This is a genomic window from Rhodospirillaceae bacterium, assembly GCA_018662005.1.
GTDB lineage: Bacteria > Pseudomonadota > Alphaproteobacteria > Rhodospirillales > JABHCV01 > JACNJU01.
The window spans coordinates 46,379-63,980 of the sequence record JABJHA010000032.1; the positions used below are offsets into that span (position 1 = coordinate 46,379).

20 protein-coding genes are annotated in these 17,602 nt (G+C 56.3%); 16 read left to right on the forward strand and 4 right to left on the reverse strand.

All coding sequences use genetic code 11. The annotated features are described in order from the left end of the window. Positions 1-10: 10 nt before the first annotated feature. On the forward strand, positions 11-775 hold the full coding sequence (gene fabG, locus HOL66_12925) for a 3-oxoacyl-ACP reductase FabG (GenBank protein ID MBT5245135.1): 765 nt from the start codon (positions 11-13) through the stop codon (positions 773-775). Between the two features lie 3 nt (positions 776-778). On the opposite strand, the gene HOL66_12930 is transcribed toward fabG, so the two are convergent. From HOL66_12930 to HOL66_12940, 3 genes are all read right to left on the reverse strand, one after another. Continuing rightward, positions 779-1,849 carry an AraC family transcriptional regulator gene (locus tag HOL66_12930; GenBank protein MBT5245136.1) on the reverse strand — a complete coding sequence of 357 codons (1,071 nt, stop codon included), beginning with the start codon at positions 1,847-1,849 and terminating at the stop codon, positions 779-781. Between the two features lie 93 nt (positions 1,850-1,942). Beyond that, a complete protein-coding gene (locus tag HOL66_12935; GenBank protein ID MBT5245137.1) occupies positions 1,943-2,956 on the reverse strand; it encodes a phosphotransferase in 1,014 nt (337 codons plus the stop codon). Between the two features lie 138 nt (positions 2,957-3,094). Continuing rightward, positions 3,095-3,871 carry a DeoR/GlpR transcriptional regulator gene (locus tag HOL66_12940; protein MBT5245138.1) on the reverse strand — a complete coding sequence of 259 codons (777 nt, stop codon included), beginning with the start codon at positions 3,869-3,871 and terminating at the stop codon, positions 3,095-3,097. Between the two features lie 219 nt (positions 3,872-4,090). Here HOL66_12940 and HOL66_12945 point away from each other — a divergent pair, with 219 nt between their 5' ends. The 7 genes from HOL66_12945 (at position 4,091) to HOL66_12975 (ending at position 9,293) form a co-directional block, all read left to right on the forward strand. Continuing rightward, positions 4,091-5,362, forward strand: coding sequence for an aspartate aminotransferase family protein (locus tag HOL66_12945; GenBank protein MBT5245139.1), 1,272 nt, complete (start codon positions 4,091-4,093; stop codon positions 5,360-5,362). Beyond that, a complete protein-coding gene (locus HOL66_12950) occupies positions 5,363-6,940 on the forward strand; it encodes an aldehyde dehydrogenase family protein (protein ID MBT5245140.1) in 1,578 nt (525 codons plus the stop codon). Between the two features lie 3 nt (positions 6,941-6,943). After that, complete coding sequence (locus HOL66_12955) at positions 6,944-7,567, forward strand: hypothetical protein (GenBank protein MBT5245141.1); 624 nt, start codon at positions 6,944-6,946, stop codon at positions 7,565-7,567. Then, on the forward strand, positions 7,564-8,004 hold the full coding sequence (locus tag HOL66_12960) for a hypothetical protein (GenBank protein MBT5245142.1): 441 nt from the start codon (positions 7,564-7,566) through the stop codon (positions 8,002-8,004). Before HOL66_12955 ends, HOL66_12960 begins: the two co-directional genes overlap by 4 nt. Further along, a complete protein-coding gene (locus HOL66_12965) occupies positions 8,001-8,243 on the forward strand; it encodes a EutN/CcmL family microcompartment protein (protein ID MBT5245143.1) in 243 nt (80 codons plus the stop codon). The genes HOL66_12960 and HOL66_12965 overlap by 4 nt, the downstream gene beginning before the upstream one ends. 53 nt (positions 8,244-8,296) lie before the next feature. After that, positions 8,297-8,575: a BMC domain-containing protein gene (locus HOL66_12970; GenBank protein ID MBT5245144.1), complete on the forward strand. Its 279-nt coding sequence runs from the start codon at positions 8,297-8,299 to the stop codon at positions 8,573-8,575. A gap of 88 nt (positions 8,576-8,663) precedes the next feature. Further along, positions 8,664-9,293: a microcompartment protein gene (locus tag HOL66_12975; protein ID MBT5245145.1), complete on the forward strand. Its 630-nt coding sequence runs from the start codon at positions 8,664-8,666 to the stop codon at positions 9,291-9,293. Between the two features lie 703 nt (positions 9,294-9,996). On the opposite strand, the gene HOL66_12980 is transcribed toward HOL66_12975, so the two are convergent. Beyond that, positions 9,997-11,016, reverse strand: coding sequence for an N-alpha-acetyl diaminobutyric acid deacetylase DoeB (locus HOL66_12980; protein MBT5245146.1), 1,020 nt, complete (start codon positions 11,014-11,016; stop codon positions 9,997-9,999). 310 nt (positions 11,017-11,326) lie between these two features. Between HOL66_12980 and HOL66_12985 the strand changes: the two genes are divergently transcribed. The 8 genes from HOL66_12985 (at position 11,327) to HOL66_13020 (ending at position 17,542) form a co-directional block, all read left to right on the forward strand. After that, positions 11,327-12,076: a maleate cis-trans isomerase gene (locus HOL66_12985; GenBank protein ID MBT5245147.1), complete on the forward strand. Its 750-nt coding sequence runs from the start codon at positions 11,327-11,329 to the stop codon at positions 12,074-12,076. After that, positions 12,076-12,756: an amino acid ABC transporter permease gene (locus HOL66_12990; GenBank protein ID MBT5245148.1), complete on the forward strand. Its 681-nt coding sequence runs from the start codon at positions 12,076-12,078 to the stop codon at positions 12,754-12,756. The genes HOL66_12985 and HOL66_12990 overlap by 1 nt, the downstream gene beginning before the upstream one ends. Positions 12,757-12,778: 22 nt before the next feature. Beyond that, complete coding sequence (locus tag HOL66_12995) at positions 12,779-13,444, forward strand: amino acid ABC transporter permease (protein ID MBT5245149.1); 666 nt, start codon at positions 12,779-12,781, stop codon at positions 13,442-13,444. 89 nt (positions 13,445-13,533) lie between these two features. After that, a complete protein-coding gene (locus tag HOL66_13000; GenBank protein MBT5245150.1) occupies positions 13,534-14,325 on the forward strand; it encodes an amino acid ABC transporter substrate-binding protein in 792 nt (263 codons plus the stop codon). 76 nt (positions 14,326-14,401) lie between these two features. After that, positions 14,402-14,899, forward strand: a complete 498-nt coding sequence (locus HOL66_13005; protein MBT5245151.1) for a DUF3830 family protein — start codon at positions 14,402-14,404, stop codon at positions 14,897-14,899. Between the two features lie 8 nt (positions 14,900-14,907). Continuing rightward, a complete protein-coding gene (locus tag HOL66_13010; GenBank protein ID MBT5245152.1) occupies positions 14,908-15,783 on the forward strand; it encodes an amidohydrolase in 876 nt (291 codons plus the stop codon). After that, on the forward strand, positions 15,780-16,844 hold the full coding sequence (locus HOL66_13015; GenBank protein ID MBT5245153.1) for a LacI family DNA-binding transcriptional regulator: 1,065 nt from the start codon (positions 15,780-15,782) through the stop codon (positions 16,842-16,844). The genes HOL66_13010 and HOL66_13015 overlap by 4 nt, the downstream gene beginning before the upstream one ends. A 29-nt stretch (positions 16,845-16,873) precedes the next feature. After that, positions 16,874-17,542 carry an RraA family protein gene (locus HOL66_13020; GenBank protein ID MBT5245154.1) on the forward strand — a complete coding sequence of 223 codons (669 nt, stop codon included), beginning with the start codon at positions 16,874-16,876 and terminating at the stop codon, positions 17,540-17,542. The last annotated feature ends 60 nt before the right edge of the window (positions 17,543-17,602 follow it).

Sequence of the window (17,602 nt, forward strand, 5' to 3'; positions counted from 1 at the left end):
GGAGAGTGACATGTTGACATCAATCAGTGGGCGTTCGGTTATTGTTACCGGTGGCAGCAAGGGTATTGGCAAGGGCATTGCCCGTGTTTTCGCCAATCAGGGCGCCAAGGTTTTAATAGTTTCGCGCACCCTTGCCGAAGGTGAGGCCTGTGCCGAGGAACTGGGTAACGGTGCCAGTGCGTTCGCCGCCGATGTGTCGGACTGGGATCAATCCCAGGCCATGGCCGCCGAAGCTGTTGAGCGCCATGGTGGTCTGGATATTCTGTGCGCCAACGCCGGTTGTTTCCCGCAAACCAACATTGAAGACATGGACCCGTCCGAATGGGACATGGTCATGGGCACCAACCTCAAGGGTAATTTCCTGAGCGTCAAAGCCTGTCTGCCAGCCTTGATAAAATCCGATCAGGGCCGCGTCGTCCTGACCTCGTCAATCACCGGCCCCGTAACCGGCTTTCCCGGTTGGTCCCACTACGGGGCGTCAAAATCAGGACAGCTTGGCTTTATGCGCACGGCCTGTATCGAGCTTGCAAAATACAACATCACCATGAACGCCGTCATGCCGGGCAATATCGCCACCGAAGGACTTGCCGATCTGGGCGAGGATTACATCAAGACCATGGAAGCCTCAATCCCCCTTAAAAAGATCGGCGTCGTTGAAGATATCGGCAATGCGGCCCTGTTCCTGGCGTCAAAAGAAGCCAATTACATTACCGGCCAGACAATTATTGTTGATGGTGGACAAATTCTGCCGGAATCTCTCGAAGCGCTCGAATAGAGATTAGCTCCCGATAAGACGCCTGCGCATCGCCCGCGGGCTTTCGCCAGTCCAGCGGCGGACCGCTCGTGAAAAGGCGGAAAGTTCCGAATAGCCAAGCAGGAAGGCGATTTCAGATAACGGCAGATGGCGTTGCTTCAAATAGGCATGGGCCAGATCGTAGCGAGTCGCCTGTATCAGTTCTTTATAGGTTAATCCGGCAAGAGACAGCTCGCGCTGGATGCTGGCCGATGACAGTTGCAGGGCCTCACCAACGATCTCCAGCGAAGGGCAACCTTCGGGCAGTTTCATCCGGATGACGGATCTGACGCGATCGGTGACGGACTCAAAACCATCGCGCCCGGAACCCAACTCGGCAAGACAAGTCTGCATCATTGTCATCAGGGCAAGATCACAGCTTGGCATTGGATGATCGAGAATTTCTGGTTTGAACACCAGTGCATTGACCGGTTGAGAAAAATAGGCGGCGGCGCCGAAGGCATTTTCATGGGCTTTGGCGGCTTCCGGTTTTGGGTGCTCGAAATAAACTTCCTCTGGCGTCCAGTCCTGACCCAGGCATTCGCGGAATACATTCAGAAACATACCGAGTGACAGTTCGGCATCCTGCCGTCTTTCAACAATTTCCGGGGCTGTAATCTGATATTCAAACATCATCATGCCGTCATTGCGCGAGCGCAGGTTGAGCATGGAATTTTCCTGATGATAGGGAAAATAGCTAACAAGGTTTTCCAGGGCTGCGCCCAAAGTTGGCGAGGTGACACCTACATAGCCCCATAATCCCAAATCCTGGGGCTTGAACTGGTTGCCGAACCATAAACCGAAATTCTGGTTTTCCGTTCGCCGCGCCGCTTCTTCAAACAGCCGGCAAAAAGATGAAAGCTTCAATTGCAGAGTGGTCTCGCCAGCCATGGAAGGGGCAAGCCCGGAATTTCCGAAAATGCTGTCAATATCGCCACCCTGTTCACAAATATGATCGACGATTCCAGTGGCAGCGGAAGCCAATATCGCAGGCGTAGAGGGACCGACCGATGAATTCGGCGACGCAAATTTCACAGCCTGCAATATATCTCCCATTCACCATCCCCAGCCGTCACGGCATTGATTTTGCCGATCTGCCAAAGATCATTGCATGAGGAAGGCCATGGGATCAAGCTAGGGTAGGTTAAGTTAACCGAAACGCAATAAATATGCTTCACACAAAGGGACGGTTCCACGGGTGTATTCTACGCCCATCGATTGCGCCAGATCCGTCTCGTTATGGGAGCCGATCCAGGCAACAAGCAGTAAACGGCGCAGCATCACAAAGGTCGGGATTTCATCTTCATCTTCTTTGGGAAGGTCAATGACTTTCCGGTAACCGCGAACCCAGGCTTCAAGTAACTCCGGAACTTCCGGCTTGTGTTCAAAAAACGAAACGGTGGTGGCGCAGTCATAAAGCAGCCAGCTAAAACCACTGTCGTCGAAATCAATAACCTTGGTGACGTCGCCATCAATCAGCAGATTGGCGAGGCGCATGTCGCAGTGAATTAAACCAAAGCGCTCATCCGATTTGCCAAATTTTTCCAGGCGGCGGCCGATCAGATCGACGGTTTTGGCGAAAACAGTCTCAATTTCCGGGGTTAATCCCATACCGTTGCGCCAGAAACCCCAGTGCGGGGTATCGCCCAGGCTGGTGTCAAAATCCCATATCAGGCGTTCAAAAAAGGCGGGCTTTTGCCAGCCCCTGACATGTAGGTGCATACGCGCCGTCATCTCGCCCAACACTTCAAAAGGGGCCCTCAAATCATGCTGTTCTTCGTCCGGCTCCTCGCCATCCTCCCAGGCGAATAAAACCACATGGCGCTGGCCCGGTACTTGCGCGTGCGAGACAACCTGGATGATCTCGCCATCCTTTCCGGCAATGGGTGTTGGCGTCACAACCGCACCGTCTTCGCGCAGGGCCGACGCCCACGCCAGTTCAGAGGCAATGGCAGCCTTGCTGTGATAGCCTTCCCGGTGGACACGCAATGCCCAACACTGACCCGATGAAGGATCATCGACGCGGTAAGTCGCATTTTCAGACAAATTGATGAGTGTTGATTCAGAACCGGCGGGTAAATCAAAATGACCAAGGGATTGCATGGACAGGCCGTGCAATCGACGGAGCTGTTCTTCGTAAGGTAAATGTTCAAAATCTGACATTTTATCTTCAGGCCCCGAAGTCGAAAGTTCTATGACTTTAAGTCTATCACCCTGGAATGGTCATCACTAACCCTAGCGTTCAGGCAGTGGCATTACTTGACATCAAGACGCGAGGATTTGACTGACGTTGGGGTTAATTCAGGCGCAATAAAAGGCGACGTTGTTGTCTAAAAAATGATTGTGCAGGTCTGTATCCGGATCATCATCGCTGATAACAATATCCAGTTCGCTTAGGGTGCATAACTGTTGTACGCCCTGCTGAGAGAACCGGAAATGATCGATCAGCAGCATATTTTTTGATGATTGTTTAAGCATCGTCTTGACCATCCAGCTGGTTCTGGAATCGGATTCCGAAACGCCGTCCGCTGACAAACCGTCAGCAAAAAACACCGCCACATCAGCATTATACCTGGACAGAAATTCCGTCGTCTCCTGACCCCAGCAAAATCCTTCCAGACGGTCCACATCCCCCGGCGCCAGTACGACCCGCAAATTATCATTATTAACCAGTGTCAGGGCTTCACGAATGCCGTTGGTGATAACGGTCAGGCGTTTTTCGGTTTCGGCCAGTTCAAGGGCCAGTAACAACGCCGTCGTTCCGGGACTCAACATGATAACCTGTTCATCCTGCAACAGGTCATGGGCCTTGCGGGCGATGGCCTTGCGTTCAGGCACATGCTTATCTTGGCGGGCCTCAAAACTAAGGACATTTCCGACCGGAATAACAACTGCGCCACCATAGCGCCGCTGTAACTGGCCACTGTCACACAGGGCATCGAAATCACGGCGGATGGTTTCCCGGGACACGTTCAGCTTGGCCGCCAAATCACGGATCATGATGCCCGGATCAAGGTTAATTTCCTCGAGCAATTTCTTTTGCCGGTTTGCTTTCTTTTGTGCGCCAAGGCCGGTCATTAAATTACGCTTACCCTTATCCTGAATATCAAAGTCTTGAACGTTCGGCCGTGAAAAGTCCAGAGATTTTGAGTAAATGTGGCATTTGCCAGTGAATACTATGCATAAAATCTGGCTAAAAATGGTGATTTATTGATAAACGCTATAAAAAATGTTGCAAATGGCACAAAAAATGATAACGTTCACACAGCTCCTATCAAGCTTAAGGCGAGGCACCCCGTGAGTCAGGCAAAACTCGATTTTCTTGAGGCATCAAAGACATACTGGAACCCCAACAAGACGGAGTTCTGGCAGGATGCCGGTATTGATCTGGTCATTGATAAACGCGAAGGCTATTGCTTCCACGATATGGATGGCAAGCGTCTTATTGATGTCCATCTTAACGGCGGCACATACAACCTTGGACACCGCAATCCTGAACTGGTTGAGGTCCTGAACGCCGGGGCCAAGCGCTTCGACATGGGCAACCATCATTTCCCGGCCCTCGCCCGCACGGCATTGGCGGAGGCCCTGGCAGAATGTACGCCAGAGGGCCTGCAATACACGATCTATGGCGCCGGTGGTGCGGAAGCCATTGAACTGGCCATAAAATCGGCACGCAACGCCACCCAGAAGCGCAAAATCGTCTCTATCATCAAGGCCTACCACGGTCATTCAGGGCTGGCCGTCAAAACCGGTGACGAGCGTTTCTCCAAGACGTTTCTGTCGGAAGACACGCTTGATGAATTTATTCAGGTTCCCTTCAACGATCCCGAAGCCATGGAAGAGGCGCTAAAGGGTCGTGATGTCGCCGCTGTGATTATGGAAACAATCCCCGCGACTTATGGTTTTCCCATGCCACACGAAGGCTATTTGCCAAGCGTCAAGGGCTTGTGTGAAAAATACGATGCCCTGTACATCGCCGATGAGGTGCAAACCGGGCTGATGCGCACCGGCGAATTGTGGGCGATCACCAAGTACGGGGTGACACCCGACATCATGGTCGTCGGCAAGGGCATTACCGGCGGCATGTATCCCATTTCGTGTTGTGTTGTTAACGAACGCGCCGGAGCATGGCTTAAACAGGACGGTTTTGCCCATATGTCAACAGCCGGCGGGGCCGAACTGGGTTGCGTTGTCGCCCTGAAAGTTCTTGAAATCACCCAACGACCCGAAGTCGCTTCCATGGTTCGTTATATCGGTGATTTTGCTCGCGCCGGGCTTGATGAAATTCAAGCCCTGTACCCGGATTTCTTCATCGGCATTCGCCAGAACGGGGTCATTCTGGGACTTGAATTCAATCATCCCGAAGGTGCCAAGCTGGTGATGCGGCGGATCTATGAAAACGGCGTTTGGGCCATTTTTTCGACCCTGGATCCCAGCGTCTTGCAATTCAAACTGGGCATTTTAATGACCCAGGGCCTTACCGAAGACCTGTTGCGCCGTATGGAAACGTCAATCGGTCAGGCCCGCCAGGACATGCTCGAAATGCGTGGACGGAAAGTATCTTAGATGGATCCGCAAATCGCCCAGTTGGTAGACATCAGCCAGTCACAAGTCGCCATGCAGGCGCGCGCCGAAATGGTCTTGGAGCGAGCCCGCTGGGCTTCCCAGGTCTTTCAACGCTACGACCGGCAAAAAACCATGGCCATCGCTGACGCCGTTGCCCATGCCGCCCATGCAAAGGCTGCAGAATATGGTGAATGGGCGGTGCGTGAAACGGGATTTGGCGTCGCCGAACACAAGACCCTCAAGAACGAACTGAGCAGCATTCCCCTTGTTGACTACTACCGCGACTGGAATTTCATCGACCCGCGCACGGATGAACGCACCGGTGTTATTGAAATCCCCAAACCAGCGGGCGTGATTTTTGCCCTGGTGCCTTCGACAAATCCCATATCGACGCTTTATTTCAAAATTCTGTCGGCCCTGATGACACGCAACGCCATTGTCATCAGCCCCCATCCGGCGGCGCTGCAATGCTGTGTCGATGCGGCCAGAACCCTTTCCGAAGCGGCAACCGCCGCCGGTGCGCCGGAAGGCATCATCCAGTTTCTCGAAGAAATCAGCCTGCCGCTTGTTGATGAATTTATGAAGTCGGAAAAAACCGATGTCATTTTAGCCACCGGCGGCACCCCCATGGTCCGCGCCGCTTATTCATCATCCAACCCGGCCCTGGGGGTTGGTCCTGGAAACGCGCCGGTATTTGTCGACGCGACAGCCGACCTGAAAGCTGCGGCCGGGCACATCATTGACAGTAAATCCTTTGATAATTCTGTCCTGTGCACCAATGAATCCGTACTGATTACCCTTGATGATGTGGCTTCAACACTTGAGCGTGAATTAACCCGCGCCGGCGCCCACGTTTGCAAGCCCGAACAAGCCGACGCCCTGCGTAGTTATCTGTTCCACGAACGCGGCTTTAACGTCGAAGCTTTGGGTCGTGACGCGACCTGGATTGCTGAACAGGCAGGCTTCAAGGTCAACCGTAACACCAAAATCCTTGTCGCTCCCATCAACATGATCGGGGTTGGCGAAATGTTGTCACACGAAAAACTGTGCCCGGTGCTGGGTTACTTCGTCGCCAGCAGCGTCAATCAGGCGTTGATGCAGGCACGGGCCCTGTTGAGGCTTTCGGGGGCCGGACATTCCGCCGCCATTCATTCAAACGACACCCAGACCATCACCGACTACGCCGCCATGGTCGAGGTCTACCGAGTTGTCGTCAATGCCCCTTGCAGTCAGGGTGCGGCAGGTTTTGCCACCAATCTTGCACCAACATTTACTATCGGCACCGGTTTCTTTGGCCGCTCGTCAGTTGGCGAGAACGTCGGACCGCAGCATCTTGTCAACTGGACACGGATCGCCTGGCACAAGGACGGCGGCCCCGTTGACAGCACCGTCATGGGGCAACTAAAGCATCCGGGGCCGCTGCCCAAAGCGCCCGCCGATGGCGTTCCCGGCCAAAGCCGCCCCGTTTCAATGGTTCCATCGGCCAGCAGCGCACAAAGTACGCCGCCCCGTGATGATCTGCGCGAACAAATTCGCCTGATCATCGCCGAAGAACTTCGCGATGTTTTGAAGGATTGACCGGTGGCAGAACTCAGATCATCAATTTTTATCGACCAGTTGCAACCGCAGACCCTGAGCTACATGAGCACCTGGATGCGCGGCTCATTGCCACGCTCGAACGTGGCGGCACAAATAATAGAAGTTGCGCCGGGACTGGATATCGAAGCACTGACCGATATTGCGATCAAGCACACGGGTGTTCAGGCGGGCATTCTGGTGGTCGAACGGCAGTTCGGTTATCTGGAGTTTCATTCCCGCGACACGGCGGCGGTGAAGGCCTCGGCATCAGCGGTGATGGACGCCCTGGGCGCGTCAGCCAGCGACGCCACCCGGCCAACAATTCTCGGCTCCAAAGTGATCACCAATATCGACCATCAACACGCCTTCCTGATCAATCGCAACAAACTGGGTTCGATGATCATCGCCGGTGAAACCCTGTATACCCTTGAGATGCAGCCTGCTTCTTACGCCATTCTGGCCGCCAACGAGGCCGAGAAGGCGGCGCATATCAAGGTTATCGATTTCCGCATGATTGGCGCCAATGGGCGGGTTTACCTTTCCGGCAGTGAAGCCGATATCCCCAACGCCCGGGCGGCGGCTGAAAATGCCCTGCACCTGCTTGGCGCGGAACAGGGGATTCAATGATGGCTGACCCGATGATGGCATCCCTGGTTCGTGAAGTGCTGGCAGAGGAACTGGCCCGTATTCGTGGCGACAAGGCGTCCGCCCCGCAACAATCGGCGGTCCGGGAGGAAAAAGTCAGCATTTCCAGCGATGCCGATTTGCAATTGCTGGTCAAACAGGTTCTGACGATGGCCGATAATCCGGCTGATCGCAGCGCCCTTGAGGGTGGCAATATTGTCTTCCGGCTGGCAAACACCGCAGCGTCCGTACAGGGTCAACTTAATGCCGGCGGCGGTGGCAGCCACACCTTTGAACGTGGATTGCTTTCCGAACGCCTTGTCGATCAACTTCCGGCAGGCATCAAAATACTGCAACTGGGAAAACATGCACAAACGACGCCGTTGGCGCGAGACCGCTTAAGCCAACGCGGCATCTTGATTGAAAGGATGAAACAATGATTAGAGGACGGATTATCGGCCGCATCTGGTCGACAAAACGAATCGACTCTCTGCCCCAGGGCGCTTTGCTTGAGGTCGAGATTGATGGTGGCCCCCGGGTGGTTGCATTCGACCCCCTTGGCTGCGGCGAAGGCGAAGAGGTCCTGATTACGCAAGGATCGGTCGCCGCCGGATATTTTGAAGGATTCAAGGCCCCTGTGGACGCCTTGATTATCGGTTCCATCGACGACCATTCCTGATTCCAGGGTCGTCACCATAATTGTTTATTTTGAAGTAAGAAGAGGAGAAGAAAATGGCTAATCAAGCACTGGGTATGATCGAAACGAAAGGCTACGTCGCCGCGCTGGCGGCTGCCGACGCGATGGTAAAAGCCGCCAACGTCATCATTGTCAAACGTGAAGAAGTCGGTGATGGCCTTGTCGCTGTTGTCATCTCGGGTGATGTGGGGGCCGTCAAGGCGGCCACGGAAGCTGGTGCTGAAACCGCCGGTCAGGTCGGTGAGCTTGTTTCGGTTCACGTTATTCCGCGTCCCCATCAAGACCTCGACAAGCACTTCACGTCGAAAAAATAAACTTGGGCAAGCTCAAACGGCCCGCTTTCCTGCGAAGCCAGCGTGGGAAAGCGGTCGCAGAGCCTTGCGCAAGAAAACGGGTTTCTAAATGACCGAACTACGTGTCTATCTTCCTATTGAGGATCTTCAACCCCAATTCGCGGCGTATATGTCAACGCCCGTGCGGGCCCGTGGCTACCCGCCCATGCAGGGTGATAACAGCCTGATTATCGAGGTTGCCCCGGCCCTGGCCATTCACAGGATTGTCGATCTGGCGTTAAAGGAAGCGCCTGATATGGAGCCCGGTATCTTGTTCACCGAGCGGCAATTCGGCCTCCTTGAGCTTCATTCCAAAAACAGCAAGGAGCTTGCCGGGGCGGGCCAGGCGATTCTTGAGGGGATCGGCGCCAAGGCAACCGATCAGTTGGCCCCGGCGACTCTTTATACGGACATCATCGAGAACATCGCCGACCAGCACGCCATTATTTTGAACCGTATGCGCAATGCATCGATGATCCTGCCAGGCCAGGCCCTGCTGCTATACGAGATGGCCCCGGCGCTATTTGCCGCCGTCGCCGCCAACGAAGCCGAAAAAGTAGCCCCTGAAACCACCATCGTCGATATCCAGATGATGGGAGCGACGGGCCGGGTCTTTATGGCCGGGACACCGGATGACCTGAAAATTGCTCAAGCAGCTATCGACAACACCCTTCAAGGGATTAATGGCCGAGCAAAATAATATTAGGCGATACCCCCCATCAACAACGAGGGCGTGGCCGGTCATAAAGTCGAAGCGATCGGATGTTTCCTCATTCGTAGCCCACCGTCGCCATATCCGATCATGGCTAAAAGCGGACTAACTTAAGACCCGTCGATAATGTCTGCTTTAGGGGGGTAAAGCAGACATTATCCGACGGTTGTTTGCACGTCTGCTAATAGCCAAAAGCAGCCGTCTGAGAGAATGGTTCTTGCGGACTGAATTTACTCACACAAGCACCCATTACCTGCGCGTTTGGTTAGTTCATCAAAGAAAAACTCGAAAAAACCGGAGCAAATTTCTAGATACCCATCAGGAACTTCTGCTTTTAGCCAGCAACGGACTCTAGAGGCTGCAAAATCTGCAGCGTCAAAAATTCTCTCTGCTTGCTTTTTAGTGATCCACTTCGTCTGTTTCATGGTGGATAGGCGCTGACGTCAAACATCGCACTGTGACGAAGGATGTTGTTCCGCATTTAGAAAATCGAAAGGCGCCATTTTTAAAACTTTAGTCGAAACACACGATTGACCAGAGCGAACAATCCCAAGCCCGAGACAGGTGTGACTTGTCGTGCCATTGGGTGAGGAATAGGCCGACTCAAGGTAATTTCCGTTATGACTAATAGGGGGTACTGTTCGAGTTGGGTCAACGGGCGCTGTCAAAGCCAGCATGTTTTTGAGTCCGCTCATCCACCTGATATCTCGAAGTCGCGGGCAATCAGACCAACACAGTCACCGGCACTCACACCGCCCTGTGCGCGGCGACAAATCAGAACCCCGTCTACGCCAGATTCGATCGGTAATGGCTTGGTTTGCAATAAGTCAAAACCATGAATTCGGCCGAGAAGAGATCCGCGGCTGACGTCGCCCCCGAGCTCGATCACCGGCTCGTAGATGCCGTCGATGCCGGCCATCACAAAAGATTCAGCCTCCTGCGTTTCCATCAAGCGCGTTTCCTTGGGTACCTCCTGCTCCGTCCCGATATCCATCTCCAGCACCTCGAAATGCGCTAGAATGCGGCGCACGCCGAGTTCTCCGATAGCGACAGCGCGTGGGGAGATACCGCCGCCTCCACCGAGCTCGGTGGTAATCACGAGCTTGCCTTTCGATTCGGCCGTGTAGTCAAGCAGTCCATAACTGTCAATATCGCTGGCAACAAGCCCGATAGGCGCGGCAAATGCCCGCAAAGCACTGAGCGCGCGCGTGTCTCTATCGTGATCTCCGGTGCGGTGCGTTGCTGCAAGAGGTTGGTATAGAAGAGATTGCCCACCCGAATGGAGATCGACCACGATATCCGACTCGGAAAAGAGGATCCGGGCGACGTAGTCGGCGATCATCTCGCTCGGTCCCCCATGGATATTTCCCGGGAATAATCGGTTCAGATTGAGGCCATCGAGGGGTGAGTTGCGATGGCCGGCTTTAAAGGCTGGAAAGTTCAATGCTGGAACAATGATGAGCCGACCATTCAGCAAGGTATGGTCAAGGTTTTGGGCGAGGCGCGTGAGCACAAGTGGGCCCTCGTATTCGTCTCCGTGAACGCCGGCAATGAGCAACACTGTCGGTCCTTCACCCTTGCGAGCCACAGCAATCGGCACACTTACGACTCCGTAGGCTGAATCGTTGGTTGAGATAGGTACGTGAAAGTGACCGCAACGAAGCCCCTCGGCGCCAAGGTCGATTGTCGCTCTTACCCGTTCTTCAGCCATTGCTGTTCTTCGTCCTACCAGAGCATTTAAAGTTTGATTCGAATTGTTACGCTCGATATTTGCTATAGTGTCCAGGCCCGCGTCGATCTGCCGTGCGATCAAGGGGTCTTACCATAACCTTCAATGGCCATCAAGCTGACCGTGAGCGGTGTTTTGCCGCGTCGATGCCTGTGGGTGTTCGCGGCCCGGCAGGCGGATGATAATTATTGACTCCAGAAACTGTTTTATTTACCGTTAAATGATACTTTATCGTTAAATGTATGTCTTGAAGGTTTGACGAAAGCATCGGATCTGTTGGGGGCCAAGAACAATGGACGGCAGCAAGACCAGTGTAGGCGTAATTCTTCCCGACGACGGTCCCTTCGATTACGAATGGCTGCGCTTGGAGCCGTGGCTGGCCGAGAGCCGCTATCACGACGTGACGTGCCTCGTCCAACGGTCTCCGGCTGATGGGATCATGGCCGAGGAAAACCTCAAGGCGATCGGTGCCGTGGACGCCCTGGGACCCTGTGCGCGAAAGCTCCGGAAGGCGGATGCCGAGGTTCTGCTTTGGGCCTGCACCAGTGGCAGCTTCGTTAAGGGATACTCCGGTGCCCGGCGGCAATTGGAGGAATTGTCGGCGCTCGGAGGCTGTCCGGCGACAAGCACGTCGATAGCGATGGCAGAGGCGATGCACAGCATTGGGGCCGACAAGGTCGACCTCCTCAGTGCCTACTCCGACCCCGTCACGGCCTTGCTGGTGGACTTTCTGCGCGACAGCGGTATCGCCGTCGGCCTCGTCAGTAGCCTTGGCTGCGATGTGACCGAGGAGTCCTTCGCCATCGATATCGAGCGCGAGGTCAGCAGCTTCGCCGAAGAATATCCAAGCCCGCTGCCCATCCTCGTTCCAGACACGGCCATTAATACCCTCGATCTTTTGGGTCGCCTTGAGGCGGCTGCGGGCCGGGTAGTTGTAACGGCGAACCAGGCCTCTCTTTGGCACGCGGTCTATCTGATTCGTGGCGGAGGCGAAGATATCGTGCGCGCATTTCAATGCACGGATTCGCGGGAACCGGCGTGATGAATTGGGACTATGTCGCGAACCTCAACTGGGCACTTGCCTGGGAGTTCCGGCAGGCGCTGTACCAGGGACTCCTCATGACGCTCACCTTCTTTTTTCTGGGCGGCGCTCTCGGCACTACGCTGGCGCTGGTCCTCAGCGTTTGTCTACGGAGCACCTTGGTGCCGCTGCGCTGGGTCGTGGTCGCCTTTATCGAGACTTTCCGTAACATGCCGTTGCTGGTACAATTGGTCTGGATTCACTTCGCGTTGCCGGCGTTCAGCGGCATCAGGACCGACGTTTTTGAGAGCGGGCTAATCGCGCTCACATTCAACGTCGGTTCATACGTTGCCGAGATAATCCGGGCTGGCATCGAGGCAATACCAAAGGGCCAGTGGGAGGGCGCCCGCTCGCTCTCCCTTGGCGGCTATCCCACTTGGCGCTACGTCATCCTGCCCCAAGCGTTCCGCATGATGCTGCCGGCGCTTGCCAACATGACAATCAGCCTTCTCAAGGGCACCTCGATTCTCTCCATAATCTCGATCGCCGAGTTGATGAGGGCGACCACGCGGATCAGCACCCACACCGCGCGCCCGGTAGAGATGTTCACCATCGCCGCTGTCATCTACTTCATTTTCGGCATTCTTTTCGTCCGCGCATTCGCGTGGTTGGAGCGCCGCTACGAACTGCGGACGTTCTAATGGCAGAAGGACCGCGAGAATCATGAACCTTGACTGGACCGTCGTAACCCAGAACTACAGCCTGTTGGCGGAGGGGCTTGGGGTCACCCTCCTCGTCACGGCAGTGACCCTGGTGTTCGGGGGGCTTCTCGGCCTCGTCGTCTGCGCGGCTCGATTATCGAGTCCCCGCGTCCTTGCTTCGGCGGCCCGCGGGTACATCTCCTTCTTCCGCGTCACGCCCGAGCTGGTGCTAATTTTCTGGATCTACTTTTGCCTACCACCACTCTTCGACTTGCGTCTCTCCGCCTGGACCTCGGGCACGCTGGCGCTGACCTGCGTCGCGGCCGCCTATATGGCCGAGATCTACCGGGCCGGTATCGAGGCGATACCGCAGGGCCAGATCGAGGCCTGCCGGGCTCTCGGCCTGCGTTGGCTGCCGATTTGGTTGAAGGTCCTACTGCCGCAGGCGGTCCGGCGTATGATGCCCGCGTTCCTCAACTACTTCACCGAAATCCTTAAGAATTCGACCCTGTTGGCTGGCATCGGAGTCACTGAGCTAGCCTATCAGGCCTACACAAAGGGAGCCCAGACATACCGCTATCTGGAGTTGCTGTCGGCTATTGCCATCATCTTCTTCTTGATCATCTTTCCTATCAGCATGATCGTTCGCGCTGGGGAGGCTAGACTGGCGAGGAAGACCGGAAACTAATACCACCGCCGGCACCGCCGGTATCGAAGTGGGGCGTGGCTCCGAACCCCGGAGAGGCCCTTAAACCCGAAGAAAACAAGGAGGAAGTTATGAGACATCTAATTCGAAACGGCCTGTTGGCACTTATCGGCTTTGCATTCGTTTCCGTGGCTTCGGCACAAACTTCGCCGACCATCGACAGTATCAAGAAAGAGGGCGTGATCCGCATAGCCATGGCTGATTCGCCGCCGTCCCAGGCGAAGAACCCGGCAACGAACGAATGGGAGGGCTTCAACGTCGAAATGGCCAATGATTTAGCCAAGGTCCTGGGGGTCAAGCTCGAGATCGTGGACGCCACCTGGGCGACCCTGATTCCCGGGCTGCTAGCCAAGCAGTATGACCTTTGTATGGTCGATATGTTTGCCACGCCTGAGAGGGCGCTGGCCGTGGTCTTCACAGACTCCTACAATACCCTCGGTTATTCGTTCCTGGTCCGGGCCGATTCCAAATTCAAGACCTGGCGCGACCTGAATGCCTCGGGAGTCACGATCGCGACGCTCTCGGGAACCTCGGGCGAACCTTTCGTGCAAACACGCATGCCGAAGGCAGAGATGAAGTCCATGGTCTCGGACAATAACTACGCGCCGCACATGGAGGTGATGAACGGCCGCGCTGACGCCCACATCACCGACCACATTAACAACCTATTGTTCATCAAGAACAATGCGAGCGCGAACCTGCGCACAGTGCCGGAGGATAAGCCACTACTCAATGCCACGGGCCTTGCCTACGCCACCCGGCCCGGCGACCCGCACTTCCACGCATTCCTCAACACCTGGATCAGTTATTTGCGGGATTCCGGGCAGCTGGAAGAGTTGCGGCTCAAGTACTTCGAATACTAAACACAAGGGCATGGACGGGGTAGCCGAGCTCCCCGTCCTTGTCGCCCTCGGCCACTTTATCTGGAGGAAACCCATCATGCCGGAAAGACCCACCCTGATCCGACTCGGTTTGCGCAAGCGGGTGTCGGAAATCGTTCTGCGACTGCGCTGGGACCGTTCGCCCCTCACCTGTGCGGCGGTGGTCCGCCAACTGCCGGTTGAGAACCAAGTCTGGCACGCCAAGTACGCGAACAACGAGATCTACACCCTGACGCCACCATTCGACGAACCGCCGCCAGCGGAATGGGGCTGCGTCTATCCGGGCCCCGGCGATCTGCTCTACATTCCGATCCCTTCGGGTGCCTTCATTCCACCCGGCGCACCGCCGATGGACACCTCGAAAGGGCTCGTCGACTACGGCTATTTCTACGAGCGGGGTAACACGCTCGCGGCTGGGCCAGCGGGGCCGGTTCCCGGGACTATTTTCGCGACGGCCAACGCCGTCGATGATGTCGAGGCCTTCGCGGAGAGCTGTTCTGACGTCTGGTTCGCCGGCGCGGTGGGCGAGCGAATGTTCCTAGAAGTCCTGGAGTGAGGTTGGCGATGATAGTCGACTGCCACGTCAACATCTGGAACGACGAGCAGGTACTACCCAGCTACCACGAGCAGTTGGGGCGTATCCGCGAGCTTTCGATTCCTGCCAAGGCCGACGCCGAGACCCTGGTTAAGGCACTCGCCTGCGTCGACAGAGCCATCATCTTCACCGTCCGCTACGGCGACACCATCGGTGTCGAGGGCGACGACCAGGTGACCGCGGACGCCGTCGCGCGCTATCCGAACAAGTTCGTGGGTTTCGCCTACGTAGACCCGCGGCGCCCGGATTACATGGGTGAGCTGCGCCACGCCGTCGAATCCCTCGGCCTCAAGGGGGTCAAATACGGGCCGATCTACAACGGCGTGGCCCTCGATGACCCGCGCATGGAACCGGTCTACGACCTCTGCGAGGCCAACAACTTGCCGCTTACCATGCACATGGGGACCACCTACACGCGCCTCTACAAGGCCGATCTGGGCCGTCCGCTACATGTGGAGGACGTGGCGCTTCGTCACCCCGAACTGAAGTTGGTCATGGCCCACATGGGACATCCCTGGTTCGAGGAGTGTGTGGCGATCATACGCAAGCAACCCAACGTTTACGCTGACATGTCGGCCCTCTACTATCGCCGTTGGCAGTTCTACAACGTCATGATGGCGATTCAGGAATACCAGGTCCCCGACAAGGTTTTTTTTGGCAGCGACTACCCCTTCTCGACGCCGGAGGAGGCGATCGAGTTGACCCGCCAAGTGTTGGACGTGGGGGACGCCGCCGGCCTGCCGGCGGTTTCGCGCGAAGTGGTCGAGCAAATCATTCACGCCAATCCCTTTGAGCACTGGTGGCACGGCGGCTTCGAGCCAACCCAGAGAGAGGGGGGGGAATGAGCAGACCGGAGAAGCGCAGGAGACAGGCCAAGCTGCGCGACGTGGCGGCGCTGGCCAAGGTCTCGCAGATGACGGTCTCGAACGTCGTCAACGGTCGCTATGGCGCCATGTCCCAAGAGACCCGAGAGCGCATCGAACGGGCGATCGCCGAGCTCAACTACAGGCCGCGCTCTGCGGCGCGGGGCCTACGCTCCGACCGTTGCTTCTGCGTCGGCATGCTGATCGTCGATCGCGCGCCGACCTACCTAGCCGACCCCTGGATCACCCAACTTGTCGCGGGCCTCAGCAACCAGCTGAGCAGCCACGGCTACAGCCTTCTCGTTCATGGCACTCCGGTGGCAAACCTCGCCAACTCCTCGATGCTGCGCCATGTGGCTACCGACGGGCTCTGCGTCCTGCTCTCGGGCCGACGGCGGGAGCGGAACTTGGCGATAGATATGGTCCGTAACCTGGGACAGCCGGTTATCCTCTTCCAGGAAGTGCAGACTAGCAAAAGCCCGGACCTCTGCGTGCTGCGCCAGGACGATCGTGGCGGTGGTGAGATGCTCGGAAAGCTGCTGCTATCCCTTGGCGCACGGCGGCTGCTGATTCTCGAATCGTCTTGGGAATGGCCGGCGCTAAAGGAACGTTCGAAGGGTGTGCGGGCGGCGATCCGGCGGTTCGGCGACGGCGGCGAGTTCAAGGTTCTGGGCTGCGGCATGGCCGGTTTCAGCGAGACCGTGGAGCGATTCCGGCGGCACCTGGCGAAGCACGATCGACCCGATGCCGTGCTCGGCGGTAACGATCAAATGGGCATCGCAGCGATGAAAGTATTGCAGGATGAGGGCGTAAACGTGCCGGGCGAGGTCATGGTAACGGGCTTCAACGCTTTCGATTTCTGGGCCTACTCTTCGCCGGTGCTGACCACGGTCCGATCACCCGCCTATGCGCTCGGGGCCAAGGGCGGCGAGATCATGATCGCGCGCCTGGCCGGCGGCCGCCTACCAGAGAGCGAGCTGGTGCTGCCGGTGGAATTGCAATTGGGCGAGACTACGCTCTCACCCTTGAGTACGGACAAATAATAGAAATGAATCCAACGAGGAGAAATGCGATGGCCAAACTCGAACACACGATTGAAGACATAACGTCCAAGCTTTATACTGCCGTGCTCAGCGACGTGCTCGATTCCTTTGGGCTATTCCACCAGGCCATGCGGCCCTTCGTCCGTCCTTTGGATGACTCGCTGGTGCTCTTCGGGCAGGCGCGTACCGGGATGTATATGAACGTCTGCGATGTTTCGGCGGGGGAGAACCCCTACGAGGTGGAGATTGCCTTGGTCGACGACCTCCGGCCCGGCGACGTGGCTGTGTTCGGCTGCGACGGGCCGACAGAGCGCATCGCGCCCTGGGGCGAACTGCTGACGACTGCGGCGCTGGCTCGGGGGGCGAGCGGATTCGTGACCGATGGCTTGGTGCGAGACGTCCGGTTGATCCGTAACCTTAAATTTCCGGTGTTTCACGGTGGAATCGGTCCATTGGATTCGGCTGGGCGCTGTCGCATGATGACGATGGATCAGCCGATTGATTGCGGTGGCGTTGGAGTTAGATCGGGGGACTTCGTTTTCGGTGACGCGGATGGGGTTGTTGTCGTCCCACAAGACTCGGCAAAAGCCGTGTTTGAGCTTGCTTTCGAGAAGATACAATCTGAAAACGTATCACGCGAGGAATTGCGTGCCGGCAGCTACTTGAGGGACGTTTATGAGAAATATGGCGTGCTGTAGTACTCGCAGTAGGACAAACGACTGATAAACTGGTCCAAATCGAGCCTCCAGCGGTCGTCT